General features: G+C 70.5%; 15 protein-coding genes. 5 read left to right on the forward strand and 10 right to left on the reverse strand.

Annotation, left to right across the window (positions count from 1 at the left end; all coding sequences use genetic code 11):
- The first annotated feature begins 6 nt into the window (after positions 1-6).
- From H8R02_RS12250 to H8R02_RS12270, 5 genes are read left to right on the forward strand one after another with little or no spacing between them, the layout of a single operon-like run.
- A complete protein-coding gene (locus H8R02_RS12250; protein ID WP_187081709.1) occupies positions 7-1,461 on the forward strand; it encodes an amidohydrolase family protein in 1,455 nt (484 codons plus the stop codon).
- On the forward strand, positions 1,458-3,338 hold the full coding sequence (locus H8R02_RS12255; protein ID WP_187081710.1) for an acyl-CoA synthetase: 1,881 nt from the start codon (positions 1,458-1,460) through the stop codon (positions 3,336-3,338). The genes H8R02_RS12250 and H8R02_RS12255 overlap by 4 nt, the downstream gene beginning before the upstream one ends.
- Positions 3,335-4,498 (forward strand): hypothetical protein, encoded by a 1,164-nt coding sequence (locus tag H8R02_RS12260; RefSeq protein ID WP_187081711.1) that lies wholly within the window; start codon positions 3,335-3,337, stop codon positions 4,496-4,498. Before H8R02_RS12255 ends, H8R02_RS12260 begins: the two co-directional genes overlap by 4 nt.
- A 30-nt stretch (positions 4,499-4,528) precedes the next feature.
- Entirely contained in the window at positions 4,529-5,482 is a 954-nt protein-coding gene (locus H8R02_RS12265; RefSeq protein WP_187081712.1) for a tripartite tricarboxylate transporter substrate binding protein, read from the forward strand.
- Positions 5,479-6,072: a cysteine hydrolase family protein gene (locus H8R02_RS12270; RefSeq protein ID WP_187081713.1), complete on the forward strand. Its 594-nt coding sequence runs from the start codon at positions 5,479-5,481 to the stop codon at positions 6,070-6,072. The genes H8R02_RS12265 and H8R02_RS12270 overlap by 4 nt, the downstream gene beginning before the upstream one ends.
- Here H8R02_RS12270 and H8R02_RS12275 read toward each other — a convergent pair.
- The 10 genes from H8R02_RS12275 to H8R02_RS12320 all read right to left on the reverse strand — a co-directional run bounded on the left by H8R02_RS12275 (position 6,035) and on the right by H8R02_RS12320 (position 14,085).
- A complete protein-coding gene (locus H8R02_RS12275; protein WP_187081714.1) occupies positions 6,035-6,502 on the reverse strand; it encodes a DUF3016 domain-containing protein in 468 nt (155 codons plus the stop codon). The genes H8R02_RS12270 and H8R02_RS12275 overlap by 38 nt on opposite strands.
- Before the next feature lie 73 nt (positions 6,503-6,575).
- Entirely contained in the window at positions 6,576-7,370 is a 795-nt protein-coding gene (locus H8R02_RS12280; protein ID WP_187081715.1) for a transglutaminase-like domain-containing protein, read from the reverse strand.
- Positions 7,367-7,789, reverse strand: coding sequence for a nuclear transport factor 2 family protein (locus tag H8R02_RS12285; protein WP_187081716.1), 423 nt, complete (start codon positions 7,787-7,789; stop codon positions 7,367-7,369). The genes H8R02_RS12280 and H8R02_RS12285 overlap by 4 nt, the downstream gene beginning before the upstream one ends.
- Entirely contained in the window at positions 7,786-8,547 is a 762-nt protein-coding gene (locus H8R02_RS12290) for an SDR family NAD(P)-dependent oxidoreductase (RefSeq protein ID WP_187081717.1), read from the reverse strand. Before H8R02_RS12290 ends, H8R02_RS12285 begins: the two co-directional genes overlap by 4 nt.
- A complete protein-coding gene (locus tag H8R02_RS12295; RefSeq protein WP_187081718.1) occupies positions 8,544-9,077 on the reverse strand; it encodes a DUF3833 domain-containing protein in 534 nt (177 codons plus the stop codon). Before H8R02_RS12295 ends, H8R02_RS12290 begins: the two co-directional genes overlap by 4 nt.
- Positions 9,074-10,306 (reverse strand): MFS transporter, encoded by a 1,233-nt coding sequence (locus tag H8R02_RS12300; RefSeq protein ID WP_187081719.1) that lies wholly within the window; start codon positions 10,304-10,306, stop codon positions 9,074-9,076. The genes H8R02_RS12295 and H8R02_RS12300 overlap by 4 nt, the downstream gene beginning before the upstream one ends.
- Positions 10,303-10,860, reverse strand: a complete 558-nt coding sequence (locus H8R02_RS12305) for a chalcone isomerase family protein (protein WP_187081720.1) — start codon at positions 10,858-10,860, stop codon at positions 10,303-10,305. The genes H8R02_RS12300 and H8R02_RS12305 overlap by 4 nt, the downstream gene beginning before the upstream one ends.
- On the reverse strand, positions 10,818-12,029 hold the full coding sequence (locus H8R02_RS12310) for an SAM-dependent methyltransferase (protein ID WP_187081721.1): 1,212 nt from the start codon (positions 12,027-12,029) through the stop codon (positions 10,818-10,820). Before H8R02_RS12310 ends, H8R02_RS12305 begins: the two co-directional genes overlap by 43 nt.
- Complete coding sequence (locus H8R02_RS12315; RefSeq protein WP_187081722.1) at positions 12,026-12,781, reverse strand: DUF1365 domain-containing protein; 756 nt, start codon at positions 12,779-12,781, stop codon at positions 12,026-12,028. Before H8R02_RS12315 ends, H8R02_RS12310 begins: the two co-directional genes overlap by 4 nt.
- Complete coding sequence (locus tag H8R02_RS12320) at positions 12,778-14,085, reverse strand: NAD(P)/FAD-dependent oxidoreductase (RefSeq protein ID WP_187081723.1); 1,308 nt, start codon at positions 14,083-14,085, stop codon at positions 12,778-12,780. The genes H8R02_RS12315 and H8R02_RS12320 overlap by 4 nt, the downstream gene beginning before the upstream one ends.
- Positions 14,086-14,118 lie beyond the last annotated feature (33 nt).

Genomic DNA, 14,118 nt, shown 5'->3' on the forward strand with positions numbered 1-14,118 from the left:
GCAGGGATGACGGACAAACCGCTTCGCCTGCCGATCAAGCTGGACAGCACCAGCAACGGCGAGTTCGCGCCCGTGCCGCTGGCCGCCGTGGAACGGCAGGCCAATGAAGCGGCCTGGGCGCTGACTGCCGATGCCGCGAAGCGCAGCGGGATGAAGCGTCGCGGCTATCTCGCGTCCGTTTGCGGTGCCGCTGCCACGCTGTTCGCGTTCGACGAGGTGTTCGCGAAGGCAGGCCGCACCGGCGGCCGCTACGACATCCATCCCGAAGCACGCTACGACGAGCAACTCGCGCAAGCGCAGGTCGGCGGCGACGAGTTCATCTTCGACGTGCAGTTGCACCACGTGAACCCCGTCGGCGCATGGCGACAGCGCCCCGGCAACAACGCGCGCGGCTTCGAGCTGATGCCGTACGCGCGTTGCGGCGAGAGCGACCCGCTGGCCTGCCTCTCGGGCCAGCGCCTGCTCAAGGATGTGTTCCTCGACAGCGACACGAGCATGGCTGTCTTGTCGCACGTGCCGGCGACCGAGCCCCTGAGCCCGTTGACGCACGAAGAGGCGCTGGCCACCAAGCGCATCATCGACGCCATGGACGGCACCGAACGCCTGCTGCTGCACGCGCCGGTCAACCCGCGCGAGCCGGGCTCGCTGGAGCGCATGCAGAAGTACGCGGAAAGCGTCAAGCTCGCGGCCTTCAAGACCTACACGCAATTCGACCCGGACCCGGCGGGCCCCGGCGGCTACTGGCTGGACGACGAGCAGTTCGGCCTGCCGATGATCGAGCAGGCGCGCAAGCTGGGCGTGCGCAACATCTGCATCCACAAGGGTATCCCGCTGTCGGCGCGCGGCGTGCAGTTCTCGGGTTGCCGCGATGTCGGCGTGGTGGCCAAGCGCTACCCGGACATGAACTTCATCATCTACCACTCGGGCCTGCAACCCGGGCGCGGCGAGCGCGCGTTCGATGCGCAGCGGCCGAGCGGCATCGACGACCTCGTGATGTCGCTGCAGGCGAACGGCATTGCGCCCAACGCCAACGTGTACGCGGAGCTGGGCACGAGCTGGCGCCTGATGATGCGCAACCCGGAGCAAGGCGCGCACTTCCTCGGCAAGCTGCTCAAGCACGTTGGCGAGAACAACGTGCTGTGGGGCACCGACTCCATCTGGTACGGCAGCCCGCAGGACCAGATCCAGGCCTTCCGCGCGTTCCAGATCGCCCCGCAGCTGCAGGAGCAGCAAGGCTACCCGGCGCTCACGCCGCAGCTCAAGCGCAAGGTGTTCGGCAGCAACGGCGCGCGCGTGTACGGCCTCGACGAAAAAGCGTTGCGACCGAAACTGGACAAGGACCGCGTGCGCAAGGCGCGCATGGACTACCTGCCCAACGCCACGCCCGACTTCGCGACGCACGGCCCGCGCACGCGGCGCGAGTTCCTCGTGTTCAAGCAGACGGAGCAAGCCCTCTCATGACCCGCTGGCACCCCCTTGACCGCGCCATCGGCGCCGAGCGGCCCGACCTCTCCACGCCCGAGCGGCTGCGCGAGTTCGAGCAGGTGCCGTACGACGAGCGCATCGCGGCGCAAAGCACGTACGAGGCGCTGCGCATCGGCGCGTCGGTCGACCCGGACCGCACGGCGCTGCACTTCCTGCCGAATGCCGACCCGGCGGAAGCCGGCACCGCGATGAGCTTCCGCGACTTCTTCGCGAACGTCACGCGCGCGGCGAACGTGTTCCACGCGCTGGGTGTGGGCAAGGACGACGTGGTCAGCTTCCTGCTGCCTTTGCTGCCTGAGAGCTTCGTCACGCTGTTCGGCGCGGAGGCCGCGGGCGTCGCCAACCCCGTGAACCCTTTGCTCGAGCCCGCGCAGATCGCCGACATCCTGCGCGCGGCCGGCACGAAGGTGCTGGTGTGCGCGTCGCCGCAGCTGAGTGCGGAGATATGGGACAAGGTGCAGCGCGTGCGCGCGGAGGTGACTCGTCTCACCGCGGTCGTCACCGTCGGGCCGGGCACGCCCGACGTTCCCGGCGTCTTCTCGTACGCGGAGCTGGCGGCTGCGCAACAAGGGGATTCGCTCGCCAGCGGGCGCACGATCCGTGCGGAAGACACGGCCGCGTACTTCCACACCGGTGGTACCACGGGCATGCCCAAGCTCGTGCGGCATACGCATCGCAACCAGGTCTACCAGGCGTGGGTGATCGGGCTGATGATCCCGACGCCTACGGTTCTCTTCGGCCTGCCGCTGTTCCACGTGGGTGGCGCGCTGACGCAGGGGCTGGGCCACCTCGCCACGGGCGGCACGCTGGTCATCCTGTCGCCCGCGGGGTGGCGCAACCCGAACGCGGTGCGCAACGCGTGGCGGCTCGTCGAGCGCTTCAAGCCGCGCCTGTTCGGCGGCGTGCCGACGGTGCTCGCCGCCGCATTGAACGTCCCCACGGAGGGCGCCGACACGTCGAGCATCCGCGTGTGTTCCGGCGGCGGCTCCGCGATCCCGGTGGCGGTGGCCGACCGCTACCAGTCGCAGTTCAACGCGCCGGTGCTCGAGGTCTATGGCATGACGGAGACCGCGAGCATCCACACCATGAGCTGGCCGGACCGGCCCGTGCGCATCGGCTCCGTCGGCTTCGCGTGCCCCTACAGCCGCGTGCGCGTGGTGCAGATGGATGGCGCGGGCAACTTCGTGCGCGATTGCAAGCCGGGCGAGATCGGCGTCGTTGCCATGGCGGGCCCCGGGGTGCTCTCGGGCTACATGAGCGAGAAGCACAACAAGGGTGCCTTCGTCGAGCCGGGCTGGGTGAACTCGGGCGACCTCGGCCGCTTCGACGAGGACGGCTACCTGTGGATCACCGGCCGCGCGAAGGACCTCATCATTCGCGGCGGCCACAACATCGACCCGGCGCCGATCGAGGAGATCCTGTTCCAGCATCCGTCGGTGGCATTTGCCGCGGTCGTGAGCGAGCCCGATGCGTATGCGGGTGAGTTGCCCGTCGCGTACGTGCAACCGAAGGCGGGGATGTCACCCGAGCCCGAGGAGCTGGCCGCCTTCGTTGCGGCTCGCACGCCGGAGCGTGCGGCGAATCCGGTGCACGTGTACGTGATCGATGCGATCCCGCTTACCGGCGTGGGCAAGGTGTTCAAGCCGGCGCTGCGTTGGGACGCGGCGCGACGCAAGGTCGTGGTGCTGCTGGACGGCTTGCCCATTGCCACCGAAGTGTCGGTGGGCTCGCACGAGGTGCATGGCACGCTGGTCACCGTGCGCGCCGCGAAGCCGCGCAACGAAGCGGTCGAGCGCGAAGTGCATGCACGGCTCGACCCGCTCGTCATGCGGCACGAGATGCGCTGGGAGTGAGGCCGCAGCCCGTGTCGCACCACAAGTCCAAGACCACTTTCGCGAGCATCGACCGCGCCACGCTCCAGGCGGCCGCCGACAAGCTCGAACGCACGATCAAGGAGATGCGCGCGTTCGACCTCTCGACGGTGCGCAGCCGCGACGACGAGCGCCTGGAGATCTTCACGCGCCGCGTGAACAACCTGCTGTCGGACCTGGTGGGCATGAGCAGCCCCGACTACAAGCAGCACGCCATGGGCAAGCTCGATGGCACGCTGGATACGACTTTCGGCGACCACTATTCGATCGAGGAGTACCGCGGGGCGCTGAAGAAGGGGTTCGCGAAGGCCACGACTGCGCTGGAGGCGACGGTCGTGGCGATGCGGGCCGCGATACCCGAGAAGGGCGACAAGAAGGGGGCGCACGCGCCGACGGCGGCGCCGACGCCGGAGCCCACCCCGGAGCCGACGCCCGAGCCGACAGCAGCTCCGACGCCTGCGCCGACGCCGGTGCCAACGGCCGAGCCCACACCTGCTCCAACGCCGAAGCCGACGCCGGCACCGACGCCGGCACCGACATCAGCACCGACACCGGCACCGACGCCAGCACCGACGCCCGCACCGACGCCGGCCCCGACACCTGCGCCAACTGCCGCACCCACACCCGCGCCGACGCCTGCGCCCACGCCGGCGCCAACACCCGCTCCGACTCCGGCAGCGACGCCCGCATCGACACGCGCGCCCGCGCCGACCCCGGCCCCCGCAGAACCAACGACAACAGAAGCACCCGCCATGACCGCACCCGCCCCTTCCTCCAACCGCGTCCTGCTGCTGGGCAGCGGCGACGACGCAAGCGCCGGCGCCATCGAACTGCTCGAGCAGCTCGGTGTGCAGTCGGCCGTCATCGACAACCCCACCATCGCGCAGCTGGACGGCGCGCGCGACGCAGGCTACGCGATCGTGCTGCCCACGAAGGACGGTGGCGAGGCGATGATGCTGGCCATCGGCTTCATGCTCGCCCTGCTCGGCCGCCAGCGCATCGTGCTGCTCGGGGGGGAGTCGCCCGCGGCCCTGGCCGGCGCCAAACACATCGAACTCGACGACGGCGACATGTGGAAGCTGCTGCTCGCGCGCGAGATGAAGCGCGCCGGCCTCGACATCGACCTGAACAAAGCGTTGTAAACCGCAGTACCCAAGAAGGAGACAGCAGTGATGATCTTCCGCACCGCCATCGTCGCCGCCACCCTGGCGCTTGCCGGCGCAGCCGCGCTCGCGCAACCGTGCCCGGACAAGAACGTCCTCTACTGGCAGGCCTTCCCGCCCGGCGGCGAGAGCGACCTCTCCGCGCGCCACCAGCAGGTGGTGATGAAGAAGAAGTGCCCCGCCATCGACACCATCATCCAGTACAAGGCCGGTGCCGGCGGCGCGCTGATGTGGACGCAGATGAACCAGCTGCCCGGCGACGGGCTCAACGTCGTCGGCGTGAACCTGCCCCACATCGTGTTCCAGCCGATCGAAGGCGAGGTGCAGTACAAGACCGCGGACGTCACGCCCGTGTTCTGGTTCCACTTCACGCCTGACGCGCTGGTGGTGCCCGAAGCCAGCCCGCACAAGACCTTCCAGGACCTGCTGGCGTACGCGAAAGCCAACCCGGGCAAGCTCAACTTCGGTGGCTCGGGCCGCAACTCGGCCAACCATGCCTCGCACGAGCGCTTCAACGCGGCCTTCGGCGTGAAGAGCACGTATGTGCCGTACAAGGGCACGGGCGACATGTCCATCGCGGTGGTCGGCAACCAGATCGACGGCGCGATGACTTACTCGGCCTTCGCCATCAACAACAAGGGCAAGGTGCGCGCGCTCGCCGTCGCGATGGAGAAGCGCCACCCGTTGCTGCCGGACGTGCCCACGTTCCGCGAGCTCGGTGTCGACTGGGTCGACGGCGCGTACCGCGGCATCGGTGTGCCCAAGAGCACGCCCGCTGCGGAACGCAAGCGCCTTTCCGACCTCTGGCGCAACCTGAACAACGACGCGGAGATGAAGGAACTCGCGGCGAAGAGCGGCTTCGAACTGGTGAACGTCGGTGTCGAGGAGATGGACGCGTTCATGAAAGACAAGATCAAGCTGTACACGGAGGGCGCCGCGCGCCTGAACCTCGGCAAGAAGTGACCCCCCACGCCAAAGTACCCCGCAGCCCGCGCGTCCTGCTGCTCGTCGACTTCATCAACCCGCTCGATTTCCCCGGTGCCGAGAAGCTCGCGCCGGGGGCCGTGCGCGCCGCCCGCGCCACGCTCAAACTCCGCGAGAAGCTCGACCGAGAGAAGGTGGCCGTGGTGTATGCCAACGACAACTACGGCGTCTGGCAGTCCGACTTCCACAGCCTCGTCTCGCGCTGCATCGACATGGACGGCCCGCCCGGCGAGATCGCCCGGCTGCTCGCGCCGCGCGCGACCGACATCACGCTGCTCAAGCCGCGGCACTCCGCCTTCTTCGCGACCCCGCTGGAGCTGCTGCTGGACCAGATGGGGGCGCGGGAGATCGTCCTCGCCGGGGTCGCGGCGGACATGTGCGTGCAGATGTCGGCGGCCGACGCCTTCCTGCGCGACTACAAGGTATGGGTGCCCGCCGACTGCATAGCAGCCGAGACGGCCCCCGCCAAGGCAGCGGCGGTCAAGTACATGAAGGACGTGCTCAGGTGCGACGTACGCCCCTCCACCGCGGCTACACGTTCGCGAAGCGCTCGCGGAACCACGCCCTGAGCATGCGCTTCTCGTAGTGCAGCGGGTCGTTGCGCACGCCGGTGAGGCCGCGCGTGTAGTTCATGTCCTGCACCAGCTCCTCGCCGCTGCGCACCGGCTGCCCCGGCGTCTCGAGCGTGTAGCGCAGGCGGATCTTCGGCCAGTCGGCGCCGCCGGTGATCACGCGCGGCCGGCCGCCGCCGATGTCGGTGCCCGCGAGGTCCACGTCGAGGATCTCGATCTTCAGCACCTGGTCCGGGCGCAGGAACTCCGTGCCGAGGCGCTTGAGGTAACGGCCGAGCACGTCGAGGTTGGACTGCGCGTCCCAGGTGGTGCGGCCGGCGTCGTTGTGCGCCGGCACGGGCCGTGCGGTGACGTCCACAGGCCCCGCGAAAACAGGGGCTGACAGGGTGAGCAGGGCCGCGAGCGGCAGCAGGCGCAGGGCTTTCATGGGAGCCTCCTTCGGTGCAGGCTCCATTGGATACCCGCGGCGCGGAAGAGTTCGGCAATCCCCCTTGCGCCGTCTACACCTTGCGCGGCGGCACCTTGCCGCGCAGCTCCCGCACGCGCCGGTTCACCAGCCCCGCCCCCACCAGCCACTTGAAGCGGCTGCCGAGGCTCAGGCGCTCGCGCACGTAAGGCACCTTGGAGTAGAACTGGTACGGGTCGTCGAACGCGCCCCAGTCGTGCAGCGGCATGCTCGCGGTGTCCGCCAGCGTGAACTGCGCGAACGAATTGCCGCGCCCGTCCCACGTGATGGCGCCGTCGCGATGCATGCCGAAGCCGAGCGTGCGCTGCTCGATCTTCAGCCGCGTCTTGGCGGCCATCGCCAGCCGCACGTCCACCACGTAGCTGTCGGTGGCGAGCCACTCGCCGTCCAGCAGCACCTCGGTGTAGCCGTGTTCGATCGGCTGGCCGCCCGTGTCGATGATGCCGTGCAGGAAGTCGGGCTTGAGCGTGACAAAGCGCAGGCGCGACTGGATGCCCAGGCTGCGCAGCAGCGCGATCAGCAGCGTGCTCTTGGTGTGGCAGTCGCCCATGCCGGCGCGCAGCACGGCCAGCGCGCTGGTGCCCGTGCTGTCGGCGATGCAGCCGAAGGGCAGGCGCCGGATGTACTCGTAGCAGGCCACCGCCTGTTCGCGTGGCGTGCGCTTGAGCTGCGTGAGCTTCGCGGCCAGCAGGCGGATCTTGGGGTGGCCCGTTTCCAGCAGCGGCGTGTTGCACAGCCAGTTCTGGCGGTCCTCCGGTTCGTTCAGCGCGCGCAGGAACGAGTGCGCCGGCGGCTGCGAGCTCGGGGCAAAGTTGCTGTCGCCTTTCATGTTGCCTGCAACCTCCTCTTGAGCCACCGCATGAACGCGCCGAGCAGCGGCAGTTTCTCGTACAGCTCCTCGGCGGGGTCCCAGTAGTCGCGGTGCGACTCGATGCGGCCGTCCGCCGCGAGCAGCAGGTGCGACGCGCCGCGGATCACCATCGTTTCGCCGCGCCGCCGGAAGCGAAACTCCCACATCAGCGCGCATTCGTCCGCCTGCACCACCTGCGAGACGACCGTGAACCGCGGCGACTCCAGCGCCTCGAACATGTGCGCGTAGATGCGCTGGATGGCCGCAAGCCCGCGCACGTCGTTGAACGGGTCCTTGAACCACGCGTCGTCGGTGTACCAGCGCGCCAGGCGCGGCACGTCATGCGGCGCCATCGACTCGAACATCGCCACGAGGTGCGTCACGCTGTCGGCCTTCATCGGGCCGTCCCCCGGCGCACGAGCGACTGGTAGAGGTCGAACGGCAGCATCGACAGCAGCTTCACGCCGAGCGTGAACCGCTTGGGAAAGTGGATCTCGAACTGCCCGCGCTCCCAGCCGCGCAGGATGGCGGCAGCCGCGTCGGCCGGCTGGGTCATCGCCGGCATGTGGAAGTCGTTCACCGCGGTCATCGGTGTCTCCACGAAACCCGGGTTGACGATGCTCACGCCGATGCCTTCCGCGCGCAGGTCCAGGTAGAGCGATTCGGCCAGGTTGATGAGCGCGGCCTTGGTGGGCCCGTACGCCAGCGACAGCGGCAGGCCGCGGTAGCCGGCGACGCTGCCGACCAGGCTGACGTGGCCGTGGCCCTGACGGTGCAAGGCGGGCAGCACGGCACCCAGCAGCCGCAGCGCGCCGCTGTAGTTCACCTCCTGGTGCTTCAGCGCCTGCGCGAGGTCGAAGCTGTCGGCGCGCATCGGCTGCCAGTAGCCGGCGCAGTAGACCGCGAGGTCGAGTGGGCCCTGCGCGAGCAGGCTCGCCGCGGCGTCCTGCAGCGCGCCGGGCGACGTGGCGTCCAGCGCCAGCACGCAGCCGGGCGCCGCGAACGAGCGCAGCTCGCGCTCGTTGCGGGCCGACACCGTGACGTGCGCACCGCGCGCCATCAGCGCCTCGGCCACGGCGCGGCCGATGCCGGTGGATGCGCCCACGATCCACACGCGCTTGCCGCGCCACGGCGCGAGCGAAGGGTTGAGTTTCATGGCCGCTTGCGGAAGGAGATCGTGACTTCGCCGAGGCGCACGCCGAACTTGCTCATCGCGGTCCTGTTCAGCAGCACGTGGTCGTCCATCAGGTACATCCAGTCGTCCATCTCCACGTTCCAGGTGCGCCCGTCCACGGGCAGGGCGAGCGTGTAGGTCCAGTGCAGCGCGTTGCCGCGGGCCTCGCCCTGCGCGTCGCCGACCACGTCGTCCGCGCGGCCGACGTAGCGGCCGTCGCCCAGCTTGCGGATGCGCCACGTGCGCTGCTGCTTCGTGCCGTCGGCATAGGTGAAGTCCTCGGCCAGCACGCCTTCGTCGCCGCTCCAGCGGCCGTCGATGGTGACGACGAAGCGCTTGACGACCTTGCCGGAGCGGTCGGTGAACATGCCCCACGCGTCGACGCGGCCGTTGAAGTACTGCTCGGGCAGCAGCGTGGGTTTTTCGGTGGCGTAGGTGGCGACGTCGGGGCTGGCGCAGCCGGCGAGCGCCAGCAGCGCGGCGAGCGCCGCCACGCGAAGGGACCTTGTCATGGGACTTCCTTGGTTCGAACGAGCTGGACGTAGAGCAGCAGCGCGGCGGCGGCCTTGAGGACGCAGGGCACGGCGCAATAGGCGAAGGTGAGGGCGGCCATCGAGCGCGGCGAGGCATCGCCCGGCGAATAGCCCGCGAGCTGCAGCAGCGGCAACGCGAGCCCCGCGGCCAGCGCGAGGTTCAGCTTGCTCGCGAAATTCCACCAGCCGAAGTAGACGGCGCCGGGCTCGCGTGCACGCGAGATCACGCCGGCGAGCAGTGCGGCCGGCACGGCCAGGTCGCTGCCGAGAGCGATTCCGCACATCGCGCAGACCATGCCGAAGGCCACGCTGTCGCCGGGGCCCAGCGCCATCGCGGCGGCGAACGACGCGATCGCGAGCAGCATGCCGGCGAGCCAGGCACGCGCGAGGCCTGCGAGAGCGACGACACGCAGCCACAACGGCAGGGACGCCGCACCGCAGGCGAAGTAGATGCCGAGGAAGGTGCCTTCGGCCTGCGGCGCCTGCAGGCGGTCGCGCACGAAGAAGAGGAGCAGCGTGGCGGGCACCGCGCTCGCGATGCCATTCGCGAGGAACACGGCCAGCAGCTTGCGGAACGCCGGCTGCATCAGGGGCCGGTGCCACGCGGCCGCGGACGTGTGCGGCAGTGGAAGGGGCCAGCGCGACGCCGCGAGCGCGACGCAGCCGCACGCGAGGGCGAGCGCGAGGACCGCCGTCGTCGCGGGCCAGCCGGCCGCGGCGGGCAGCACCGCTGCGAGCAGCACGCCCGCGAGCCCGAGGCCTTCGCGCCATGCGACGATGCGCGCGCGCAGGTCGTCGCTGTCGGCCAGCATCGCGCCCCACGACTGGTGCGCCACGCTGAGCACGCTGAAGGCGAAGTACGTGACCGCGAGCGACATCGCGGCCCACGCGAGCAGCGCGCCCGTGCCGCGCACCGGCGGGAAGAGCAGCAGTGCGAAACCGGCCGCGAGCGCGATGGCGGCGCCTGCCGCCACGGCGAGCACGTGTCGCACCGAGCGCTGGTAGAGGCCGTCGATCCAGCGGCCGATCCACGGGTCCAGCACGGCGTCGGCCAGCCGCGCGGCGAGCAGCAGAGCGCCGAGTTCGGTCAGCGGCACGCCGAAGTCGGCCGCGTAGCGGGCCGGCACGTGCACGTACAAGGGCAGGGCCGCGAACGCGAGCGGCAGCCCGAGCAGCCCGTAGCGCCAGCCGTCGCGGCGGGGAATCATCGCTGCGCGCTCCCGAGGAGGGCGGCGCGCAGCCCGGGCTCGGACGTGTGCGGCGCAAGCCAGATGCCGAAGAAGAGCCGGGCGAACTGCGCGTCCGCGATCTCGCCTGCGCGGCGCCCGTTCACGATGAATGCCGCGCCGCCGCCGGGCGTGTGCACCCCCGCGATGCGGTCGCCGGGCTGGACGTCGGGCAGCACGGCGGCGAGTTCGCTTTCCCAGCGCCCGGCACGATCCTCGGGGAACGAAGGCGCGCGGCGCATCTCCTCGATCGAGCGCCGCGCGATGTCGCGGCCGCGCAGCGCGCGGCGGTAGGTGAGCTCCAGCACGAAGGCATGCCGCGCGAGTTCGAGCGCGTCGAACCCGGCGGGCGCGAACAGCCTCGCGTCGTAGATCGGCAGCCCGAACCAGCGCATCGGCGCTTCGCCGACGAGCCGCGCCTGCGGAACCGCTGCGCGAACGGCCTCGTCCTGCTGGGCGCCGGCAGCGGTCGCCGCGAACGCGATCGCGCAGCTCAGGGCCTGCGCAGCGTGTATTGCACGACGTCGGTGCTGCATTCGCGGAAGGACGCTTCGCAGTAGCACAGGTAGAACTCCCAGGTCCTGAGGAATCGCTCGTCGAAGCCGAGCGCACGCACCGCGGCCTGCTGCGCGGTGAAACGCTGGCGCCACTCCACGAGCGTGCGGGCGTAGTCGCGGCCGAATTTCAGCTCGTTCACCACCTCCAGCCCCGCGGCGTTCGCATGCCGCACGAACTCGCGCGGGCAGGGCAGGCAACCGCCCGGGAAGACGTGCTGCTGGATGAAATCGGTGCCGCGCACGTAGCGGTCCCACAGCGCGTCGTCGATCACGATCGCCTGGATGCAGGCGCGCCCGCCCGGGCGCAGCAGGCGCGCGACGGTGCCGAAGTACTGCGGCCAGTACTCGCGGCCCACCGCCTCCACCATCTCGATCGAGCAGATCGCGTCGAAAGGCTCGTCGGCGATGTCGCGGTAGTCCTGCAGGCGCAGGTCGGCGGCGGCGCCGTGGCCGGTGGCGTCGAGCCGGGCGCGCGCATGGGCCAGCTGCTCGTGCGATAGCGTCACGCCGACGATGCTCGCGCCGAACTCGGCGACCGCCATCTCGGCCAGCGCGCCCCAGCCGCAGCCGATCTCCAGCACGCGCGCGCCGGGCTGCGCGCCGGCCTCGGTGAGCGCGCGCGACACCTTCAGCCGCTGCGCATCGGCCATCGACTCCGTGCCCTCGCGGAACCAGGCCGCCGAGTAGTTCATCGTCTCGTCGAGCCACAGCCGGTAGAACGCGTTGCCCAGGTCGTAGTGCGCCTCGATGTTGCGGCGGCTGCCTTGCCGCGTGTTGCGGTTCAGCAGGTGCCGCAAGCGGTAGGCAAGGCGGCCCCAGGCGGTGCCGTAGATCGCGTCGTCGAGCTCGCGGCGGTTGCGCAGCAGCAGGGCGAGCAGGTCGGCCAGCGCCGGCGTGCTCCACTGGCCGTCGATGTACGCCTCGGCGAAACCGATGTCGCCGCCGGCGAGCGCGCGGTCGAAGACGGACCACTCGTGGATGGCGAGCGTGGCGTGCGGCTCGCCGCTGCCGAACTGCAGGCTTGCGCCGCCGGGCAGTCGCAAGTGGAGCGTGCCGTGCCGCAACCTTTGCAGCAGGCCGAGGGCGATGCGCGCGGCGCGGGGCATGCGCGCACCGGGCGCGAACGTGGGGGCGAAGAGAGTGGTCATGCGGTCTTTTGCCGGCTGGTGCCGTGCACGGGAGGGGCGGGGCGGCGGAAGAACGGCACGCCGGCCAGCCACAGGCGCAGCGCGTGCCAGTGGATGCGCGCGACGACGCCGAGGCCGTGGAGGGGGAAGCGCAGCCACGCGCGCAGTGCGCGGCCGGCGGTGAGCGGCTGCAGTTCGCCGCTGACGCTGGTCTCGAGAAGCGGGCCCGTGGCGTCGTCGTGGGCGATGCGCACCACGATGCGCTGCCGCTCGCGCGCCCACAGGAAGCGGAAGCGGTAGCCGCCTTCGACGGCGCAGAAGGGCGAGACGTGGAAGACCTTGCGCGCCTGCAGCTCGCGGCCCCATTGCGCCGCATCGAGCAGGTAGCAGTGGCGGTCGCCGAAGGTGTTGTTCACCTCGGCGACGATGGCGCGCAGCCGTCCGTCCGCGCGCTCGCAATACCAGAAGCTCACGGGCTTGAAAGCGTAGCCGAACACGCGCGGGAAGCACTGCAGCCACACCTCGCCCGTCGCGTCGTCGATGCCTTCGCTGCGCAGCAAGCCGTCGATCCACGAAAGCGCATCGCCTCGGCCGTCACCGTGGTCGGCATCGTGGAACGAGAGGGGCGCGAAGCGGTTGCGCGCCAGCGCGCCGCCGCCGCGCCAGCTGCGCAGGGGCAGCAGCACGAACAACGACGGGTAGCGGAACGCATGGCGCACCGGCCGCAATCGCGCATGCCGCACGTCGCCGGTGGCGATCAGCGGCCCATTCACGCCGCACGCTCCAGCCGCCGCGCCTCGAAGGCGGCCAGCACCGAGTCCGCGGCGGCTTCGCCCGAGACGAGCCCGTCCTCATGGAAGCCGTAGCCCGCCCACGCGCCGCAGTACCACGTGTGGTGCAGGCCCTGGATCGATGCCAGCTCGCGCTGCGCGGCGATGGCGCCGGCGTCGAACACCGGATGCTCGTAGTCGAATTCACCGAGCACGTGTTCCCGCGGGATCGCCCGCAAGGGGTTCAACGTGACGATCACCGGCCGCGACCACGGCAGCGGCTGCAGGCGGTTGAGCAGGTAGTGCAGGCACACCTGCGTGCCGTCCGGGCCCGCTTCGTGGTTCCAGGCGGACCACGCCTTCGTCTCGCGCGGCAGCACGCTCGCATCCGTGTGCAGCACCGCGCGGTTGGGCTGGTAGCGGATGGCGTCCAGCAGCATCGACTCCTCCGCGGTGGGGTTCGCCAGCAGTTGCAGCGCCTGGCCGGGATGCGTGGCCATCACGACCGCCTCGAAGCGCTCCGCGCCGGTATCGGTGACGACGACCGCACCCGCTGCGTCGCGCGCCACGTGCCGCACGGGCGTGGCGAGCCTCGCATCCGGCAGCTGCGCCACGATGCGCCGCACGTACTCGCGCGAGCCGCCCGTCACCGTGTACCACTGCGGCCGCTGCGTCACGCGCAGCAGCCCGTGGTTGTGGCAGAAGCGGATGAGCGTGCCGGCCGGGAAGTTCAGCATCGTGCCGGTGGGGCAGCTCCAGATGCTGGCCGTCATCGGCAGCAGGTAGTGGTCGCGCAGCTCGGGGCCGAAGCCCTGCGCGTCGAGGAAGTCGCCCAGCGGCTGCACGAGCGCGCGGTCCTCGCCACGCTCGGCGATGCGCGTGGCCAGCGCGTTGAAGCGCAGCAGGTCGCGCAGCATCCGCCAGAACGCGGGGCGCAGCAGGTTGCGGCGCTGGCAGAAGACGGTGTCGAGGTTCGTGCCGCTCCACTCGAGCGCGCCGGCGCGCACCGAGAACGACATGTCGGACGGCGACACGTGCACCCGCAGCTGGGCGAACAGGCGCCGCAGGCCGGGGTAGGTACGGTCGTTGAAGACGAGGAAGCCGGTGTCCACGCCATGGGTGACGCCGTCCAGCGTGACCTCGACCGTGTTCGCATGCCCGCCGAAATGCGCGCCCGCCTCGTAGAGCGTGACGTGCGCGTGGCCGCGCAGCGCGTGCGCCGCCGCCAGCCCGGCGATGCCGCTGCCGACCACCGCGACCCGGGGCGCGGCCGCGCCCGCCCCGGCATTCCTGTAAGCACCGTACATCCGACGCTCCTTCCGTTTCAATCAGTTTATCTG

Source organism: Ramlibacter albus, from assembly GCF_014297445.1.
Lineage (GTDB): Bacteria > Pseudomonadota > Gammaproteobacteria > Burkholderiales > Burkholderiaceae_C > Ramlibacter > Ramlibacter albus.

Coding starts and splice junctions, on each gene's coding strand:
- H8R02_RS12310 (WP_187081721.1), bottom strand. CDS start 12,029: ATGACCACTCTCTTCGCCCCCACGTTCGCGCCCGGTGCGCGCATGCCC.
- H8R02_RS12250 (WP_187081709.1), top strand. CDS start 7: ATGACGGACAAACCGCTTCGCCTGCCGATCAAGCTGGACAGCACCAGC.
- H8R02_RS12280 (WP_187081715.1), bottom strand. CDS start 7,370: ATGAAAGGCGACAGCAACTTTGCCCCGAGCTCGCAGCCGCCGGCGCAC.
- H8R02_RS12255 (WP_187081710.1), top strand. CDS start 1,458: ATGACCCGCTGGCACCCCCTTGACCGCGCCATCGGCGCCGAGCGGCCC.
- H8R02_RS12305 (WP_187081720.1), bottom strand. CDS start 10,860: ATGCAGCACCGACGTCGTGCAATACACGCTGCGCAGGCCCTGAGCTGC.
- H8R02_RS12300 (WP_187081719.1), bottom strand. CDS start 10,306: ATGATTCCCCGCCGCGACGGCTGGCGCTACGGGCTGCTCGGGCTGCCG.
- H8R02_RS12295 (WP_187081718.1), bottom strand. CDS start 9,077: ATGACAAGGTCCCTTCGCGTGGCGGCGCTCGCCGCGCTGCTGGCGCTC.
- H8R02_RS12320 (WP_187081723.1), bottom strand. CDS start 14,085: ATGTACGGTGCTTACAGGAATGCCGGGGCGGGCGCGGCCGCGCCCCGG.
- H8R02_RS12265 (WP_187081712.1), top strand. CDS start 4,529: ATGATCTTCCGCACCGCCATCGTCGCCGCCACCCTGGCGCTTGCCGGC.
- H8R02_RS12290 (WP_187081717.1), bottom strand. CDS start 8,547: ATGAAACTCAACCCTTCGCTCGCGCCGTGGCGCGGCAAGCGCGTGTGG.
- H8R02_RS12285 (WP_187081716.1), bottom strand. CDS start 7,789: ATGAAGGCCGACAGCGTGACGCACCTCGTGGCGATGTTCGAGTCGATG.
- H8R02_RS12275 (WP_187081714.1), bottom strand. CDS start 6,502: ATGAAAGCCCTGCGCCTGCTGCCGCTCGCGGCCCTGCTCACCCTGTCA.